The sequence below is a fragment of the Bradyrhizobium sp. 141 genome (assembly GCF_023074055.1).
Taxonomy (GTDB): Bacteria; Pseudomonadota; Alphaproteobacteria; order Rhizobiales; family Xanthobacteraceae; genus Bradyrhizobium.
Map to the genome: position 1 here is coordinate 101,465 of NZ_JADPKR010000108.1, position 16,967 is coordinate 118,431.

The 16,967-nt window shown below is 61.3% G+C and carries 16 protein-coding genes and 1 pseudogene; 3 read left to right on the top strand and 14 right to left on the bottom strand.

Features of this window, described 5'->3' with window-relative positions:
- Positions 1-8 precede the first annotated feature (8 nt).
- The 9 genes from IVA81_RS34170 to IVA81_RS34210 form a co-directional block, all read right to left on the bottom strand.
- Entirely contained in the window at positions 9-770 is a 762-nt protein-coding gene (locus IVA81_RS34170) for an SDR family NAD(P)-dependent oxidoreductase (protein ID WP_247326477.1), read from the bottom strand.
- On the bottom strand, positions 767-1,615 hold the full coding sequence (locus IVA81_RS34175) for a sugar phosphate isomerase/epimerase family protein (protein WP_247326479.1): 849 nt from the start codon (positions 1,613-1,615) through the stop codon (positions 767-769). Before IVA81_RS34175 ends, IVA81_RS34170 begins: the two co-directional genes overlap by 4 nt.
- Entirely contained in the window at positions 1,612-2,376 is a 765-nt protein-coding gene (locus tag IVA81_RS34180) for an SDR family oxidoreductase (RefSeq protein WP_247326482.1), read from the bottom strand. The genes IVA81_RS34175 and IVA81_RS34180 overlap by 4 nt, the downstream gene beginning before the upstream one ends.
- Positions 2,369-3,058, bottom strand: coding sequence for an acylneuraminate cytidylyltransferase family protein (locus IVA81_RS34185; protein WP_247326484.1), 690 nt, complete (start codon positions 3,056-3,058; stop codon positions 2,369-2,371). The genes IVA81_RS34180 and IVA81_RS34185 overlap by 8 nt, the downstream gene beginning before the upstream one ends.
- Positions 3,058-4,977, bottom strand: a complete 1,920-nt coding sequence (locus IVA81_RS34190; RefSeq protein WP_247326486.1) for an N-acetylneuraminate synthase family protein — start codon at positions 4,975-4,977, stop codon at positions 3,058-3,060. Before IVA81_RS34190 ends, IVA81_RS34185 begins: the two co-directional genes overlap by 1 nt.
- 22 nt (positions 4,978-4,999) lie before the next feature.
- A complete protein-coding gene (locus IVA81_RS34195; RefSeq protein ID WP_247326488.1) occupies positions 5,000-6,376 on the bottom strand; it encodes a CBS domain-containing protein in 1,377 nt (458 codons plus the stop codon).
- Positions 6,377-6,714: 338 nt separating this feature from the next.
- Positions 6,715-8,676, bottom strand: a complete 1,962-nt coding sequence (locus IVA81_RS34200) for a nucleoside-diphosphate sugar epimerase/dehydratase (RefSeq protein ID WP_247326490.1) — start codon at positions 8,674-8,676, stop codon at positions 6,715-6,717.
- A 1,509-nt stretch (positions 8,677-10,185) separates the two neighbouring features.
- A complete protein-coding gene (locus IVA81_RS34205) occupies positions 10,186-10,353 on the bottom strand; it encodes a hypothetical protein (RefSeq protein ID WP_247326492.1) in 168 nt (55 codons plus the stop codon).
- A gap of 202 nt (positions 10,354-10,555) precedes the next feature.
- A complete protein-coding gene (locus IVA81_RS34210) occupies positions 10,556-10,828 on the bottom strand; it encodes a hypothetical protein (RefSeq protein WP_247326494.1) in 273 nt (90 codons plus the stop codon).
- Between the two features lie 268 nt (positions 10,829-11,096).
- On the opposite strand from IVA81_RS34210, the gene IVA81_RS34215 reads away from it, so the two are divergent.
- On the top strand, positions 11,097-12,125 hold the full coding sequence (locus tag IVA81_RS34215; protein ID WP_247326495.1) for an acyltransferase: 1,029 nt from the start codon (positions 11,097-11,099) through the stop codon (positions 12,123-12,125).
- Between the two features lie 874 nt (positions 12,126-12,999).
- Here the strand turns inward: IVA81_RS34215 and IVA81_RS40540 are convergent.
- Both IVA81_RS40540 and IVA81_RS34220 read right to left on the bottom strand, forming a co-directional pair.
- Complete coding sequence (locus IVA81_RS40540) at positions 13,000-13,134, bottom strand: hypothetical protein (protein WP_256469413.1); 135 nt, start codon at positions 13,132-13,134, stop codon at positions 13,000-13,002.
- Positions 13,135-13,333: 199 nt separating this feature from the next.
- A complete protein-coding gene (locus IVA81_RS34220) occupies positions 13,334-13,732 on the bottom strand; it encodes a hypothetical protein (RefSeq protein WP_247326496.1) in 399 nt (132 codons plus the stop codon).
- Positions 13,733-14,021: 289 nt separating this feature from the next.
- On the opposite strand from IVA81_RS34220, the gene IVA81_RS34225 reads away from it, so the two are divergent.
- Entirely contained in the window at positions 14,022-14,159 is a 138-nt protein-coding gene (locus IVA81_RS34225; protein ID WP_247326499.1) for a hypothetical protein, read from the top strand.
- 446 nt (positions 14,160-14,605) lie between these two features.
- Here the strand turns inward: IVA81_RS34225 and IVA81_RS34230 are convergent, their stop codons facing one another.
- Positions 14,606-14,812, bottom strand: a complete 207-nt coding sequence (locus IVA81_RS34230) for a hypothetical protein (RefSeq protein ID WP_247004913.1) — start codon at positions 14,810-14,812, stop codon at positions 14,606-14,608.
- Between the two features lie 810 nt (positions 14,813-15,622).
- On the bottom strand, positions 15,623-16,159 hold the full coding sequence (locus IVA81_RS34235) for a MarR family transcriptional regulator (protein ID WP_247326502.1): 537 nt from the start codon (positions 16,157-16,159) through the stop codon (positions 15,623-15,625).
- Between IVA81_RS34235 and IVA81_RS40545 the strand changes: the two are divergent.
- A pseudogene (locus IVA81_RS40545) lies at positions 16,122-16,406 on the top strand (transposase); the annotation flags it as partial. The gene IVA81_RS34235 and the pseudogene IVA81_RS40545 sit on opposite strands and share 38 nt — an antisense overlap.
- Positions 16,407-16,606: 200 nt before the next feature.
- Here IVA81_RS40545 and IVA81_RS34245 read toward each other — a convergent pair.
- A complete protein-coding gene (locus IVA81_RS34245; protein WP_247326504.1) occupies positions 16,607-16,942 on the bottom strand; it encodes a hypothetical protein in 336 nt (111 codons plus the stop codon).
- Positions 16,943-16,967: the final 25 nt, after the last annotated feature.

Consider the following 16,967-nt stretch of genomic DNA (forward strand, 5'->3'; position numbering starts at 1 on the left):
GCTCCTGTTCAGCTTCTGAGCTGGCCGCCGTCGGCCACCATCACGCTTCCGGTGATGAAGGCGGCGCGGGGCGATGCAAGGAAGGTAACGACATCGGCGATCTCCTCGGGGGTGCCGAGCCGGCGCAGCGCCACCTCGCGCTGGAGCATGTCATCGACCGCCTGCTTGTTTTCGGCGATCTTGCGCGCCCAGGTGCCGTCGACGCTCAGGATATTTCCGGGGGCGACCGCATTGATGCGAATGCCTTCGAGCGCGAGCGGCCGCGCCAGGCCACGCACGGTCGCATTCAGCGCTGCTTTGGCGGCATAATAGGTGACGGGTGCACCAAGCGCCGCCATGCCTGCGATCGAGGAGATGCAGACGATGGCCCGGTCGCCGCTGCCCTTTGCCATCAGCGGCCGCGCCGCTTCGATCATGTTGGTCGCAGCGAACAGGTTGAGATCGATGATCCGCGACCATTCCGCCGCAGTTTCCCTGCCCGGCGGGACGGAGGCGCCGCTGCCGACATTGCAGACCAGGATATCGAGGTGACCCCATTGTTTCTCGACGCTTTCGACCAGTGCTTTTGCCGCGGCCGGGTCGGTGACGTCGGCGACGTGGGCCGACGCGCTGCTGCCGATCGTTGCGCACGCAGCATTCACCGCATCGGCGCCGCGCGCCGCCAGCGCGACCCTGGCACCTTCCGCCGCCAGCGTCGTCGCGATCGCAAGCCCGATGCCGCGGCTGGCGCCTGTGACGAGCGCAACGCGATCGCTCAGCTCGAGCTTCATCGCGCTGCGTCCTCGATCCAGCCGACCGTCATGTCGCGATATCTTGCTAGCGCGCCCGCATGGTCGCCGTCGGATGCGCGGGCAGTCTGCAGGATGTACTGGCCCTTGTAGCCCGAGCGCTCGATCAGCCGGATCGTCTTGGCAAGGTCCGCATTGCCGGTGCCGAGCGGGACGGTGGTGCCACCGCGAATGCGGTCTTTCACGTGCACGTTGAGAATGCGGGGTGCGTAGGCGGCAATCTCCTCGTCGCTGTCGTAGCCGAGCGAGGCGCTGTTGCCGCTGTCGTAGTTGATGCCGAAGATTTCGGCCGGAAATGCCTCCATGAACCGGGCAAGCTCGTCCGGCGGCAGATCGGATTCGAAGACGACCTTGACGTTTCGCCTCGCCAGCAGCTCGGAGCGGGCAAGCAGCACGCGCTTCAACGTATCGCTCTCGCCCTCGCGCTCGATCTTGCCGTTGTCGACCAGCGGGATCACGACGAACTCGATGCCGATGCGGCTACAGGCGGTGATCAGGAGATCGAGGTCGGCGACGAGCGCGTCGCGCACGACGGCATCGACCTTCCAGAATGGAGCCTGCATGAAGCAGTCGCCCGTCAGGCTCGGGATGCGCACGCCGTTCTCGCGTGACAGTGCCAGAATCTCCTGCTGCCCCGGCTCGGTCGTCAGCGGGTTCTCGCGCAGCCGTTCCTGATCGATGGTCCATTCCATCCGTGTCAGGCCGAGCTCCTTCGCGCGTGAAAATTCCTTTTGCCACTCGTCCCAGGGGAAGGCCTGGATCTTGCCGTCGACCAGGGCCGAGAGCCGTCCCTGCATGAAGCCGATTCGTTGCAGCGTTGCGGTCACGATTTGCTATCCGAGCTGATGGCGAGGCCTTTGGCGACCCAGCCGCCGTCGACGAAGATCTCCTGACCGGTCACATAAGCAGAGGCTTCCGACGTCAGGAAAACGGCCGCTCCTACCATGTCGGCGGGCTGTCCCCACCGGCCGAGCATGGTGTGGCGGCGCCTGTCTTCGTGCATGAGGGGATCGGCAAAACTCTTCGCGGTCATCTCTGTCGCGACATAGCCCGGAGCAAGTGCATTGACGCGGATGCCGTCGGGCGCGTAGTCGGCCGCGAGTGCGCGCGTCAGCCCGGCAAGACCCGCCTTCGCCGCCACGTAGCCGGGATTGCCGGGAAAGCCGCGGATCGAGTTGATGCTGGTGACGTTGACGATCGCAGCCGAGCCCGCCTTCTTCAGGAGCGGATACGCGGCAAGGATGGTGGCGTAAACGCCGGTGAGGTCGGTCGCGACCGTGGCGCGAAAGCGCGCAAGCTCGCTCTCATCACCTTTTGCGGGGAGGCTGATGCCGGCGGCGTTGACCAACGCGTCGATACGCCCGCCTTGCGCGGCGATCATGCCGAATGCGTTTTCGATCGCCTTGTCGTCGGAGAGGTCGCAGGCAATTGCGGTCACGTCCTGCGGTGCGGTCCCGGAACGGCTGAGGCCGAACACGGTAGCGCCCGCATCTCGCAGGCCGGTCGCGATGGCCGCGCCAATGCCCCGCGAGGCGCCGGTGACCACCGCGATCTTGCCTTTGAGCGAGAAGGCGCTGAGGTCAGGCATAGCCGTAACTTTGCATGATGGCGGCGCAAAGCTTGACGTCCTCGGGGCGGTCGATCTGGAACATCTTGTGACGCTCCATCACGTGGAAGCCGATCTTGCCGCCGAGACGGTTGTTCTGCTCGCGCAGGAGGGATGGGATCAGGACGTAGAACGAGCCGTTTTCCAAATAGCGTTTCTCGATCTGTTGCCGCATGCGGCGGTTGCGATAATCGTAGTTGATCGGCTCCGGTCCATTCGCGCCGATGCGCCAGTTGAAATAATCCTCGACCTCGCAGACCGAGAGCAGGCTGTCGAGATGATCGCGATCGAAGGTCGCGAGCGCGTTCTCGATGTCGCTGGGTTCGCGCATCGGCGATGTCGCCTGGAGTGCGACGATCCGCTCGAACCGTCCCATCCGCTCATCGATCGCATCGAGCGCATGGAGCCAGGCGGATTCGGAGGAGGCGAGGTCGCCCGAAATATCGGCCGGGCGCCGCACGCCGACGGCTCCGGCGGCCTCGGCCGCGGCGAGGATGCTGTCGCTGTCCGAAGAGACCGCCACCACGTCGACGCCCCGCGCCGCGCGTGCCTGCTCGACTGTCCACGCGATCAGCGGTTTGCCGCAAAGGTCCAGCAGGTTCTTGTGCGGGATGCCCTTGGAGCCGCCGCGCGCGGCGATCACGGCCAGCGTCTTGCGCGCCATCAGATGTGCCCCTCCAGACGCTCGAGCGCGGTCCAGAAGCCTTCGCCCATGTTCTTGTGGCCCTGCCAAATCTCGGGAATGAACGAGGCCGTCGGCGCATGCTTGCGCAGCACCTGTCCGATCTCGTCGAAGTCGATCTCGCCTTCGCCGATCTGAAGACCCTCGCCGTCGAGCCCCTTGGCGTCGCCGAAATGCAGATGCGCGGTGTGCGGCCCGAGCTGGGCGAGGCCTTGCGCGAAGTCGAAGCCGAAATGATTGGCGGCGAGTTTCGTGTGCGAAATGTCGACGCACATGCGCAAATCATGCTTGGCGCAGAATGCGGCCGACTCGTCCGGGAATATAAAGATGTTCTGGTGACGCTGACCGCCGAAATGCCAGGGGAACGGCGCCATGGTTTGCGGCGTCAGTTCGACGCCGTCCATGTCGAGCTCGGTCAAGCTCCGCGCGAAGATGCGGTAGCGCTCGGCTTTCTCCTCCGCCGGCAGCGGCTCGTCCATGGTGAAGCCGCCGATATTGGCGACGATGGGCGGACGCTTGGTCTTGGGAAAGTATTTCTTCAGGCCGCGGGTGATGTCGATCACCGCCTGCGTCTGCTCCAGCGAATAGCGCCGCAGGGCCTCGTCAGGGGTTGCCAGGTCCATCAGCTTGGAGCCGGCAAAAAGCTCCGGCGCATGCACGACGAAGCCGAGATCATAGGTGCCGGACAGATACGCCGCGGGATCGCGCTCCATGTCGCTGTAGCTGAGATGGAATTCGATGATGTCAGGCTCGCAGATCTCCAGGAAGCGCTCTGCGTCGTGATAGCGGATCGGCACGCCCCAGGGGCGGTCGAAGCGGTAGCGCCGAGCTTTCGCAGCGCCTTCGTCGAGGTCGCTCTGGAAGAAATAGTCGTCGGCCGCCATCGTCCGCGTCAGCTTGCGACCGAGCAGCGCCGGCATCTTCAGCGGCGACAGGCCCTGTCCCGGGCTCTTTACCGCGATGTCGGCTTCCGAGATCACGGTGCCGGCCGAGAGGTCGCGCGCGGCCACCAGGCTCTTGGCGAGGTTCTCGCGGTTGATCAACTCGCCCTGGCTCAGCGCGCGTTCGGCCCGTTTCTCGCCGCGCGCCGCCTCCACCTCGCGGATGCCGGAGACCAGCGACTTGAATTCCTCCGGCTCCAGGCTCGCGGCATGGTCCGGGCCTTCCATCTCGCGGTCGAGAGTGATGTGACGTTCGATGACGACGGCGCCGAGCGCGACGGCGGCCGTCGAAACGGCAACGCCGCGCTCGTGGCCCGAATAGCCGACCACCGGATGGATCTCGCGCAGCGTTTCCATGAAACGCAGATGGATGTTGTGAAGCGCGGCCGGATAGGTGCTCTGGCAATGCAGCAGCACGTAGCTCGCGTTGCGCTCGTCGAGGAACTTCGCCGCGGCCCTGATCTCGTCCGTCGTGCTCATGCCGGTCGAGACGATCAGCGTCTTGCCGGTGGCGGCGAGGCGCGCGAGCAGCGGCAAATTGGTAAGGTCGGCTGAGGCAACCTTGTAGGCTTGCACGCCGAAATCTTCGAGCACGGCGACGCTGCTCGCGTCCCAGGGAGTGCAGAGATACTGGATACCCTTCGCTGCGCAATACTCGGCGATCTTCTTCTGCTGCGCGGTCGGCAGCTCGAAGCGCCGCAAGAGATCGAGCGTATACTCGACGGCGAGGTCGTCGTCCTTGCCCGAAAGGCTCGACGCACGGTAGACCTCGTCCAGCTTGCGCATCTGGAATTTGGCGCAATCGGCTCCGGCCGCGACTGCGGCATCGACCAGCGCAATGGCGCGGTCGAAGTCGCCATTGTGGTTGTTGCCGATCTCGGCGATGACGTAGCAGGGTTCGCCGTCGCCCAGTAGACGGTTGCCGATGCGGACCGGAGCGGGCTGTTTGGGCGATGTCATCAACATTCTCGTCTCATATGCGTCAGACGAATCGCGCGGGAAAACGCGACTTCCAAGTTCGCAGCCCGTTCTCTTCGAACATGATGCGCGAACAGCTATGCCCCTGTTGCTCCAGCGCGGCGATGAGCTGGTAGCGCTCGAACGGCCGTACGAAGAACATGAAATAGCCGCCGCCGCCGGCGCCCAGCAGCTTGCCGCCGACCGCGCCATGCTGCTTGGCGAAATCGTAGATCGCATCGATCGCGTCCGAAGAGATCTTCGAGCTCAGCTTCCGCTTAGCGTGCCAGGCCTCGTCGATCAGTCGGCCGCATTCCAGGAGCTGGCCGCGCAGGAGATGCCGCCGGATGTCGCGCGTCACTTCCTTCTGCTTGGCGGCTGCGGCGACCGCGTCGCTGGTCTCGTGCTGAGCCTTCTGGTCGCGGTGGATGGCGCCGGAATCGCGGCCAGAGCCCGTGTAGCAGAGCACCAGGCTCTCCTCGAGCTCGGCGATGATGTTGGGGTCGAGGCGCAGCGGCACGATGGTGTTCTGGTCGGAGAAGAACTCCATGTGATTGAAGCCGCCGAACACGGTAGCGTACTGATCCTGCCAGCCGCCGGGGATGTTGAGCATCAGCCGCTCGGCCTGAAACGCCATCTCCGCGATCTCGTGGCGGTCCCATTGGTCGCCGCGGAATTCGTTGAAGCAGCCGATGATGGCGGAGGTGACCACCGCCGAGCCGCCGAGGCCTGAGCCGACCGGGAAGTCGGCGGAGACCTCGAGCTCGAACCCATAAGTCGGCTTGATCAGGCGCACGACGGACTTGATCAGCGCAAGCTCTCCGTCCGTTCCGAGTTCTGCGAGATTGTCGGCCTCGATCGTACGCCGGAAATCGTGCGAATAGATCCGGATGCTGGAATCGTTCCGGCGCCGCAACGTCGCGTGAGCGTACATCTTGATCGTGGCGTTGATCACCGCGCCGCCGTCATTCTCCACGAAATAGTGGGTCAGGTCGGTGCCGCCGCCGGAGAAGCTGATCCGCACCGGCGAGCGGGCGCGCGCGAACACCTCGCTCTCCTCTGACAGGTTGAACAGCTCGCGGCTGAACACGTCGACCAGTCGTCCTTCGCCATCGAGGATCGGCACCACGTGCACGCGCTGGTCGAGCAGTTTGAGGATCTGCTCGCGCGGACCGCCGGTCCGCGCCCAGACGAAGTTGCGATTGATACAGGTCACTACCGGATCCTGGATCGTGGTGCCGGACAGCATGCGTCTGCGGATGTCGCCGTCCGTCACTGCGCCGACGATTCGCCCGCTCGCGTCCTGCGCGAACAGGATACCAAGCATATTCGCATTCAGGCGCCGGAAAGCTTCCTCAATGGTCTCAGTTTCGGCGATGGTGACGAGGGTTCGTTCAAGCACGTCTTGAAATCCAGGAAAGGCCAGTTCCAGGCCATATCGTTACAGGGCTGGTAATACGGGAGCGGGTGGGACGATGCAAGGTTCCCGCGCCCAGGCTTCACTCGCCAAAATGGCACGCGTCAACCGCTTTGTCAGCGCAGCGGCCCGATCTACATTGGTCGCAGCTTCTATAGAAGGGCCTAGAAAGGGGTCCACACGACCGAATGTGATCAAAATTTGCGTGGGAATCGAGCACGGGCACCACGAAGGTGCGGCGGTGCTGGACGCGAGTTGATTGCAGCCGCGCAAGAGGAGCGTTTTCACGCATCCAAAGCGTGCACACTGACAGCAATCCCGCTCTACCTACGGCCGCTTGATCGGTGAAATCGCGAAGCAACCTCGCTTTTGGGTCCTACCGCGGTCGACGCGAATTCGGGCACTGCATCCTTCAGGATGGTCCTGATGGTGGCGCGATCGTCTCGGGCGATCGCCTGCTCGAGCGCCGCAATCCATGTACGCAGCGTCTGCATCGGCGGCTCGTTCGGCTGCGCCGCCATGATGCCGGGAACGCCGATCTCGCAGGTCGGCTCCTCGGAGGCGAACAAGATCTCGTACAGCCGCTCGCCTGGGCGCATGCCCGTGAACTCGATTTCGATGTCATAGCCGGGCTCAAGGCCGGAGAGCCGGATCATGCGTTCGGCGAGGTCGACGATCTTCACCGGTTGTCCCATGTTGAGCACGTAGACCGAGACATCCGGCCGCGCCGGTCCGAGCGCGTGCGTCGCCGCCGTGATGACGAGATCGCAAGCCTCGCGGATGGTCATGAAATAACGGACCATCTCGGGATGGGTGACGGTGACGGGGCCGCCGGCCTCGATCTGGGCCTTGAACTTCGGCACGACCGAGCCGTTCGAGGCCAGCACGTTGCCGAACCGGACCGAAATGACCCGCATCGGCGGCTTGACGCTGGCGCTGGCCGCTACATCATGGTCGAGCGCCTGGCAATACATCTCGGCGAAACGCTTGGTCAGACCGAGCATCGATACCGGCTCGATCGCCTTGTCGGTCGAGATCATCACCATGGCCTCGGCGCTAGCGGCAAGCGCGGAATCGGCGACGTTGATGGAGCCGAAGATGTTGGTCTTAACCCCCTCGCTCCAGTCGCGCTCAAGAATCGGCACGTGCTTGAGAGCTGCGGCATGGAACACGATGTCCGGCTTGAACTCGGCCATCAGGCGCATGATGCGCTCGCGATCACGGATGTCGGCAATACGCCCTACGATCGCAGCGCCGGAACTGCGCGCGGCGAGCGTCTCGGTGACTGCGTAGAGCGCCGGCTCGGAATTCTCCAAGATCAGCAGGCGCGCCGCGCCAAATGCGACGACGCGCTCGCATATCTCGGATCCTATGGAGCCCCCACCCCCGGTGACGATCACCGCCTTGCCCCTGATCAAGGTTTCCAGGCGCGTATAGTCGATCTTTTCGCTCGGCCGCAACAGGAGGTCCTCGACCGCGACAGCGGTGAGCCGCGGCGCTTCGCCGCTCTCCAGAGAGGGCATGCGACTGACGATCACGCCTAGCTTGCGCGCCCGCATCAAGACCGATTCCGGATGGGCTTCCGGCTCGAAAGCCGACGGTGTCATCACAAGACGGGCGATCGCCTTGTTGCGGTTGGCAAGATCGGTAAGGATGTCCTCGACGTCATCAATGCCGCCCAGCACCGGCACGTTGCGGATGAGCTGGCCCAGATCGGCGCGTGAGGGCGACAATATGCCGACCGGCCAGATTCGCTTGATCGCTCCGCTCTCGACGCCGCGCAACAACACCTCGGCATCCGCAGTTGGCCCGATCAGCAGCGTGGGTGCGGCGTCATCATTGCGGGCATGACGCCGCACCCGCGTGTAGCGGAAGTAGCGATAAGCCATGCGCAGGGCGCTGAGGAAAGCGATCTCTAGGAACCAATAGAGGACGATCGTCACCTTGCCGAGGAAGAAGGCGCCACGGACATTGGGGGCAACGAAGATATAGTCGAGCACAAGCAGGCCGACCGCCACCACGGTCGCTGCGCGGATGATGTTCAGCGCGTCAGGCAGCGAGATGAAGCGCCATTTCGTCGTGGTAAGGTTGAAGATGAAGAACACGACCACGCTGAAGGTGAGGAAATAGGGCAGGATCTGGAACAGCAGCGGCAAGCGTTCGAAGAAGCCGTCGCCGCCCTCGAAGCGCAAATAGAAAGTGGCAAAAAGCGCCGCTGTGGTCGCCAGCAGGTCGTGGAGCGCGATCAGGAAATTGCGCGAGGTGAGATGCGAAAGACGCGTCATCCGCCGACCGATGAAAACCTAGTTTGGAACAACCTGGCTGCGCTGATAGCCCATCTCGGTAGGACATGCTAGCGGGGACGTCGGTCATGACGAGAGGGGGAGCAGTTCTTCCTGGGCTGATGCGCCCTATCCGTTCACTCGAACAAGGAGGCAGCGCTTTGGCAGCGAGCTGCCGGAGGGCGGGCTGGCTCCTTCGATCTTCGACTCCTGAGCAGCTTGATCGTGCGTTCTTCGCTCAGCATGCAGTTGTTTTCGACCAATCTTGAGCGAGCCACAAATCAGAACGGTCCTGGTGAAATCTTTGGAGTTCCAAACCAAACGGCTCGCTTTCACTCAACTCGAGCGACCTAGAACCTGAGTGGTTTGAACGCGCCCTTGGTTTCGTTCGTGTGACTGCCCTCGATCACACCTGCAATCGGCTCATTGGTTCTATGGCTCCCGCATTCGTATGAGGCGGTCGAGAATTGCATTTGGTTGGTGAAGTTCGGCGAGCCTCAACATGATTGGTATTCGCGCGGCGTAAATGGTTGATCTCTTTGAGCAACAGTAAGGGTCGAAGTTGTATTCCGTTCAGGAGCGCTTCAAATACAGACAGGATCTCTCGGGCCTGGACGTAGGTTTCCATGTTCAAGGTGTGTTGATCAAAGCCGTAGGAGCGGAGCCGGGCTTCGATTTGAACCGCGGCAGACGGGTCGAGCTGCCAATCCAGCGGGTTCCTAATCGTGTAGATTTCGGCGACGTCCTGCAAGTCTGGAGGCATGCCCCCGACGTCCACGCGCCGAAGCGCCGTCTCGACCGCCCTCTGCGGGGTACGTGCTAAGGATCCTGTATCGCAGGATCCGGTAGCGCTGCATCTCCCAGGAGAGTTCGGCAATGTCGATGGCGAGAAGCCATTCGATCGCGCACCGTGGATTGATGTCGCGAAAGATTTCAGCCTGAAGAGCATGATAATGATCAATGTTCTCCCCCGGCAATAGTTGGGGTGACGGGCAGAGCGCTTCGAACTGCGAGGGCAACGTGGCGAGCATTTGCGGTTGAGGTCGGTCGCTTGGAATGTTAATTGCCGTTGCACCTGCGAGAGCGGAGCTTGGGCAGATACGGAGAGGCTTGCTCCATCCGTCTGATGGACGGGACTCGCATTCCAAAGCGCTTTGGCATCGGCAGTGGCGATATCTGGAGATTGGTCCACCAAACTCTTTCGTCTCCGTGCCGGTGCAGGGATTGATGATGGGATCGGCAAAGCGGGACGGTAAACTCGTCGCTGACTTTGCGTCGCAAGGTTCGTGGCTGAGCAAACTTCAGGTGATGCGCGTCAGCGCGGGTCTTCTGGCAGACCAAACAACCCTAGATGCGGATGAAGGAGGTGATCCTTGCTTCGTCTGCGAGGCGGCTCTTTAAGGCGAGGCCGACCTTCTCTCCGGGAGGGGCGTTGGCTGTTGCGTGAACGTCGCTGGGTGTCTCCGAAGGAGGGTCCTTAGGTAGGGGCCATCTGACAGCTGACACGAGCCGCTAGTCTGCTAGATTAATGTCGGGAAGGGCGGCTTCCTCAAACCTCTTCTGGTAGGCGGCCTCGAGAACCCAGGCGTCCGCCTCCAGGAGGGTGTTCTTCAGGGGCAGGCTGATCTTGGCCCAGGCGAGCAGCCCTTCGCTGTCGTCTTGGAGAGCAAGCTCGCCCAAGAGCCGGTCCAGGAGTTCGGCCGAGCGTTCAGGAGATAAGACAGGAGGGCGGTTGAGGACGCTCTTCGGAAGCTTGCCTTTCGGTCCTGGTGCGGTCTGCGGCTCGGTGGCAGCCGGGAGGCCCTGTTACGACGTCGGGCGCATCTAAATCGTCCTCCCCGGCGATCCCGACCAAGTCAAACAGGGCACCGGCGGGCGTAGGTCAGTGCCGCTCCCATCCGATGTGGCGTTTCGACTTCCTTGCTGGAGCAGACCGGTAGATCAGAAGGGATCCATCTCCGGAGGCGTGGGCGAGCAGGGTGGTGAGGTGCACTTGGCCGGTCAGCTGCTCGATCCGGGTGGTCTGGATCGCTGCGATCTCCTGCTGGCTGAGCGTCTTGCGCACGATGTCCAGGCCGGAGGCCAGCGAGGCGTAGCGGAAGGTTCGGTCGTCTTCACGTGGGAATGGAGACCGGATCACGGCGGTCAGGGTCATCTCCGGGTTCGTTTGCTAAGGGAAGGCGGCCTAGCTCTGGTCCGGGTGATCAAACCCAGAGCCATCCCACCATGATTTGGCGAATTTTGTCTATCCCCTTTCGGAGCGCCTCGGCGCGTCCGCCATTATCTTTGGGCCCATGCACGATCGCCTGCGTCCTATAGGACACACCCGTCCGAGTTCCATTAGCTTCTTATCAATCAACGGTTGTCCGCTCTCGGCCCCTAGTGGTAGGAGCTGGAAACAATTACAAACGACGGGGCGCAATTTGAAACACGACCACCGGTCGGTTGGAATCGATTGCCTGCGGGCAGTCGCGATAATCTGGGTACTGCTTTATCACTTCGTGCCGGTCTCCTTGTTCAATCGGGGGACTCACGGCGTTCTCCTCTTCTTCATCATCAGCGGGTACTGCATTTCGTTCAGCGCCGAGACCTCACGGTCCGCCTGGCATTTTTACTGCAAGCGCGTTGGCCGCTTGCTTCCGGCTCTCGTCGTCTGCGGCTTCCTGACGACTGCTTTCAAGCACGCTACTCCAGAACTCATTGAGCCGTCCCGCTTGGTGTCGTGGCGCGACTACGCCTACACACTCGTTGCGCTCCCCACCCTCAACGTTCTCCGCATCGACTTTGCGCCGCCGGATTGGGCGTATTGGTCGTTGTTCGTGGAGTTTCAGTTCTATGCACTTTGCGCAGCAATCCTTGCACTCGGCCTCCGCAAATTCCTCCTGCCTGCGGTCTGTGCCTACTGCCTGGCGCGCTTTGCTCTGTCGAGCCCGAGCACGTTTTACACAAATGACTTTTTCGCCTTCTTCATCGCAGGCCTAAGTGTCGCTTCTCTAGCCGGTGGCAATCCCAAGCAAGCGCTATTTGGCTTGGCGACTGCGCTGTTCCTCGAATGCGCCCATCAATTTCTGCATTATCAGCAACCGTCTATTCCAATGGAAGGATGGCGGCTTCTTACGCTATCGCTTGGCACACTTGCCGTGTTTCTCGCCTCTCGATACGAAGCGCCGAAATTTCTGCGGCCTGCCGCCTTCATTGGCCTGATCAGCTATCCGCTCTACTTGATCCATCAGGACGTAGGCCACATGATCCTTCAGGCGCTGCATATCGGCGACGATCGGCCGATCGACCTACTCTTGCGGGCGGTAGCCCTGCCGGTTTTCCTTGGAATGATCGCCTGGCTGACATACTTCTTTATTGAGCGGCGGAGCATCAAGCCGCTCACCACATTCCTGCAAAATCCGCTTCCTTCAAATGAACTCGCTCTGACGAAAGACGTCGCTACGGATTGAGGACAGCGGTGTCGTCTTGCGGCGCGTTGATGTAGCTACTCGCCGCGCGACTTTTCGGTCGAAGATCAACGATCTGTTTGGCGAACCACTTGAGTTCCGTTGCCTCAGCATATCCGGCCAACTCGGCTCCGGCTGCCGTTCTCGCCAATGGCTCTGCCAGAACGATGAGTCGCGCGAACGGCCGAGAATTGGCAGCGGAGTTGCCTTCATCGCCATCCGCCACATCCGATGATTAAGCGTGCTTGATCGTACCGCCATTAGAAAATTCTCGCTTGGTTGAGAGGTCCAAAACTCCTGCCACCGCAACCCAACCTAGAACACCCCCTCGAAGCCACGGCCTTGACCCCATTGCCGACGATCGAGGCGCTGGTCCATGGACCTCGGCGGCCGCAACAAGCGCATTCCAGTGTGAACGGCTGGTGAACGCCCCGTTCAGGGGCGATTCCATGTTCGCGGCCCATGCTGCACGTAGTGGAAGTTGCTATCGTGGCTTTCGCTGCAGATTGATCAAGAGGGAGAGAAACAGTGCTTATTCACACTGCAATACTGGCGCTGGTTGCCCTTGGACCGGTAGCGGGCGCGCCTGCCCAGGAAGCTCAATTCCAGCAAATCCAATTCCGAGGAAGAGACGGCGGATGCCCGCCAGGCTATGACTTCAACTTTTCGAACGGCCGCTGCTACCCGAATAACTATCACGCCCCCGGCACCTATAAGAGGCCGCTGCCCGACGACCCGCCATACGGCTATCGTTATCGACATCACCGATATGACGCCCCAGGCTATGGGGACCGGCCACGGTACTATGACCGCTACTAAGAATTAGAATGGCCGATATTGCCATTCCTGCATCTTGACGAAGGTCACGAATGCGGCCTTAGCCGAACTCGGAAGGATATGCCGCTTGATAGTTCGACCAGGAGCCATCGATCGCCGCTACGAAGGCATTCTTCAGGATATGGCCGGCGTCGTCCGGGTGGGTGCCGTCGAGGGGCCAATTCGGTGAACGCATGGAGGTTGCCAACCGCGACCTACGGATTCGTGTGGTCGACCGCCCCATCCAAGCCGGCGACAAAGCTAACCCGTACCACCTTCGCCGCGTCTGTTGCGGACGTGACCGCAATTCGCACCTATGCCGGCCTTTCGGAAGATCGGAGAACACCAGTGCAAAAGGACATACCCGACGCCGCCATTGCCGAGCGTCTGACTTCCTAGGGCGTCGCATTGAACGTGCCAGCGACCTTGACATCGATGGACACGACAAAACTGCCCCATTTTGCAGCGCATTCCACCAGCCGAAGAGCACAATGTGCCGGCCCGCCGTCGCCGCGGCGTTGCCCAACCCGGCCAGCGCCGAACTCGAGCGACGACAAGCGATAGCGGCGTCCACCGCCTTCTTGAACGTGGCGCGCTTTGCAGTGAGCTCGAAGATAACACGGCAGATTGTCAGCTGAAAGGGCGGACCCGTTGTTCACCCGGTCATCCCAAAGGCCCCGGCCAAGGACCGGTCGCTGGGAAATCGAACCTCCTGTTGCGCCGGCTTCGATATAATCCTTGCGGAGGAATTCAAAGGCGCGGATACGGAAGCCGCGCTTCAAGATCTGGCTCAAGCTAGGAGTCGACAGGATCGCCTGCGAGCTCTTAGGTTAGGTCTGATCTTGGCAGTGATTGAGGGCGCTGAACCAAAGCCATTGAGATACCTGCCCAGCTTGGAGCGGTATGAGAAGGCTGCCCTGTCGCGGCAGCGGCGGGGGCTCAAACGCGTGAAGCGGAACACGGATCACAACAGATCGAGGCCATAGAGGCAGGAACCGCAAAGTGCCCGCTCAAGCCGGGAAACATCGTCCGATTGGACGGCTCGCGTTCCTCTGCTAATATTTCCAAAGTCTTGGAGGCTGCATGAACTACATCTTCCCACTGTTGGCGGTCGCCATCACCATCGGCCTCTTTGTGGTCTACGCGATGGTGCGGGAGAACTTTCGCCGACCGAGGCCCGCAGATGAAGTTCCTCGCTGGCCGGATTCCAGTCTGAGGTAGCGCCCTAGGGACTTACGCCGGCATTTCGCCGGACAAGCGGCCTACGAGGGCCAGCCCAAACGGCGCGCATCGAAAAAACCGAAATTTCGCTTGCGCCGTCGGGCAAAACAGTAGTTTATGAGGTGCTGGTCTAGCCTTAAATGGAGCCCCTTCTTGGAGCTTCTTGTATCTGACGTTCGATCAGTGCCGCCCGTGGACGGTCCTGGTTTTGGACCGCGTTACTTTCAGCCGTTTGCTCCGCCGCGCTGGCCTGGCTGGGGAAGCAGGGTATCTCGCTATGAGCCGCAGGTGACAGGCTGGGAATTAATTGGCCGTTGGCGATGCATGATTTATGCCGCGCTCTCTCAATCAAGGGGCGGTGCAACGCACGACCAGGGGAGCGATTTTCTCCGAGCGCTGCGGCGAGCTCTCGCCTGCAAGATGCAGACGTGCTCTCGAGGGGCCCGTCAAACCACCCCGCCGAAGTCGATGCCTTCTTTGGCGAGCTTCTCAGCTTCCTCTGCGGAAGCGGTGGGCTTCGTATCGAGGTAAGGATGCTCAGAGGCCGGCAGGATGGTGCGGATGTTCTGACCATCCGCCCGCGTAATGCGGGCAACCCAGCCCCTATGGCCGTGCTCAAATCGCTGGATGTGGTACTGCTTGTACGTAATCATGACTCTTGAACGCAACTGAGACTAAAACAGAACCACGTTAGCTAAAATGATGTCGCCGCACAATGGGTCTGAAGCCGAGCTAGGATCAGCCCAAACTGCCGCATATCCCAGCACCCCAGGTTAATAGAAAAGCCCGCCGACCTGTGAGCCGGCGGGAGTAGCTGAGATTGCGACCGGTTCAGGTCGCCAGTAGACCTCCAGCACCGCGGATGGTCAGTGTGAAGGCTGACCGCAACCTGTCGCCCAGTTGGCTACTCTTTTTTGCTGAGCTTCGCAATTGCCAGATATAGCCTTCTGGAAGCAGCCGTTTTCGCGTCGAGGAAAAGATGAAACGAGCCCTTGCCATTGCGTTGCTAATAATTCTCCCAACGACATGCCTACACGCCGGTTCAACAATCGTCGGCGCCGGCTCGCAATCTTGCACCAGCTGGATGAATAGAAGGAAGAACCCGGTCGTCAAGGCAGCGTTCGAATCCTGGGTTGTGGGCTTCGTTAGCGGGCTAAATGTCAGTGCTGTGAAGGACATCATCGGCGGTGGTGATTTCACCGCCATAGTGGCTTGGATGGACCGGCGTTGTATGTCCCACCCTATGGATCAAATTGGAATTGCGGCTCTAGACTTGGCGATGGAGTTGGCGAGTCAGACGTCCAATCGCTAAGGTCAGGCTGCGATCTCTCATTTTCAGGCAGTTAGATCCTAGCTCGCTGTTCCCGAAGGTATGCTGGATGCGCAAGCGAGCGCGTCTTGGTTTCCTTAAATCTGCATGGCACCTGGACAGATGGTGTGGAAAGTTTAGGTGCGCACTTCCTTCAGGGATCTCCCAGTCGGTCCAGCGTCCGTTGAAGCTCGCGGAAGCAATTCGGCCCGATCCTTACGGCTAGCTCCTCCTCGCTTTCGGCAATCGCCGGTCGCAAGCGACCCAACAGTTCGGCGCCGGCTTCGGTCAAATAGAGCACATAGTAGCGCCGATTGGCCGCTGAGGTAGAGCGCTGTACTAGCCCGCGCCGCTCCAGCTGGTCGACCAGCCTCCCGAGTCCAGCGCGCTCGATCGATAGCGATTGCGCGATGGCGAGCTGATTGGCGCCTGGATTGGCTTCGATCAACGATAGGACGAAGAATTGCGACGGGCCGATCTGAAAGGCGGCAAGCCGCCGGCTGACGTCTTTAAAGACCATTAGCTGGGTTCGCCGGATGCGATAGATGAGTGATTGAGACATATCTGCGCAGGCAAGCAGCGCGGGCGGCACGGATTTTGTCGCTGCGCTGTTGCGCGACGGCTTTACTTCGGGCGCAGTCTGCTGGATTCTTTTGGCGAGTAGTCTGCCACCGCCCTGGTCTGCTTTCATTGGTACGATCCTCATAAGCGCTATCCGACCGGGCTGTCCGCCTCGGTTGCAGAGTGTATCCCAGAGCATCCGGCTCGAAAAGCGAGCGGTACCTTGGAGGCCGCTCCGTTCAGTCGGCGCCAAGCTCTTCTTCCTGCCCCAATACTCGCCCGATCTGAACCCGATCGAGCAGGTCTTTGCCAAGCTCAAGCACCCGCGCCACAAGGCGGCCGCGCGAACCGTCGATGCGGTCTGCGCCGCAATCGGCTAAGCACTCGATGCCTTCACCCTCAAAGAATGCGCCAACTACCTCAAAAATTCAGGCTATCAAACCTAATGCCATCACGCTTTAGTCCAAGTTTTGCCGGATGGAACGAAACGCTCCGTCACTTTGCATGCTTGCTACGTAAAAATGGCACGCGTCGAAACGCACGAAAGCTGGTCACGATCGCGGCTCGCCAGCGAGGCCTAGCGAAAGGTGCGGTCGTCATCGCGCAGGAACGGCGAGCGGATCATCCCGGTCAGGGTCTTGCCCGGGTTTGTCAGTTTGGCTGGCGCCAAGGCCGGGCACGCCACCGCATCCGGCGCACAGGCCGCCAGTCCGAGGAAATTCACTCGCCGGAAAGAATGCACCAGCAACGTGGTGAGTTGGATCGTGCCGGTGGACGCTTCGATCCACGTGGTCTGGATGATGGCGATCTCTTGCTGGCGCAGAGTCTTGCGCGCAGTATCGATGCCCGAGGCCTGCGAGGCGTGGCGTCTTCGACTAGGTTTCCGGGCGAGCTCGGCGACGTTCATCGCCAACAAGCACGACCGGCAGCTCTAAAGC

Coding starts and splice junctions, on each gene's coding strand:
- IVA81_RS34225 (WP_247326499.1), top strand. CDS start 14,022: ATGAACTACATCTTCCCACTGTTGGCGGTCGCCATCACCATCGGCCTC.
- IVA81_RS34170 (WP_247326477.1), bottom strand. CDS start 770: ATGAAGCTCGAGCTGAGCGATCGCGTTGCGCTCGTCACAGGCGCCAGC.
- IVA81_RS34210 (WP_247326494.1), bottom strand. CDS start 10,828: ATGACCCTGACCGCCGTGATCCGGTCTCCATTCCCACGTGAAGACGAC.
- IVA81_RS34235 (WP_247326502.1), bottom strand. CDS start 16,159: ATGAAAGCAGACCAGGGCGGTGGCAGACTACTCGCCAAAAGAATCCAG.
- IVA81_RS40540 (WP_256469413.1), bottom strand. CDS start 13,134: ATGCGTTCACCGAATTGGCCCCTCGACGGCACCCACCCGGACGACGCC.
- IVA81_RS34190 (WP_247326486.1), bottom strand. CDS start 4,977: ATGACATCGCCCAAACAGCCCGCTCCGGTCCGCATCGGCAACCGTCTA.
- IVA81_RS34180 (WP_247326482.1), bottom strand. CDS start 2,376: ATGCCTGACCTCAGCGCCTTCTCGCTCAAAGGCAAGATCGCGGTGGTC.
- IVA81_RS34185 (WP_247326484.1), bottom strand. CDS start 3,058: ATGGCGCGCAAGACGCTGGCCGTGATCGCCGCGCGCGGCGGCTCCAAG.
- IVA81_RS34200 (WP_247326490.1), bottom strand. CDS start 8,676: ATGACGCGTCTTTCGCATCTCACCTCGCGCAATTTCCTGATCGCGCTC.
- IVA81_RS34230 (WP_247004913.1), bottom strand. CDS start 14,812: ATGATTACGTACAAGCAGTACCACATCCAGCGATTTGAGCACGGCCAT.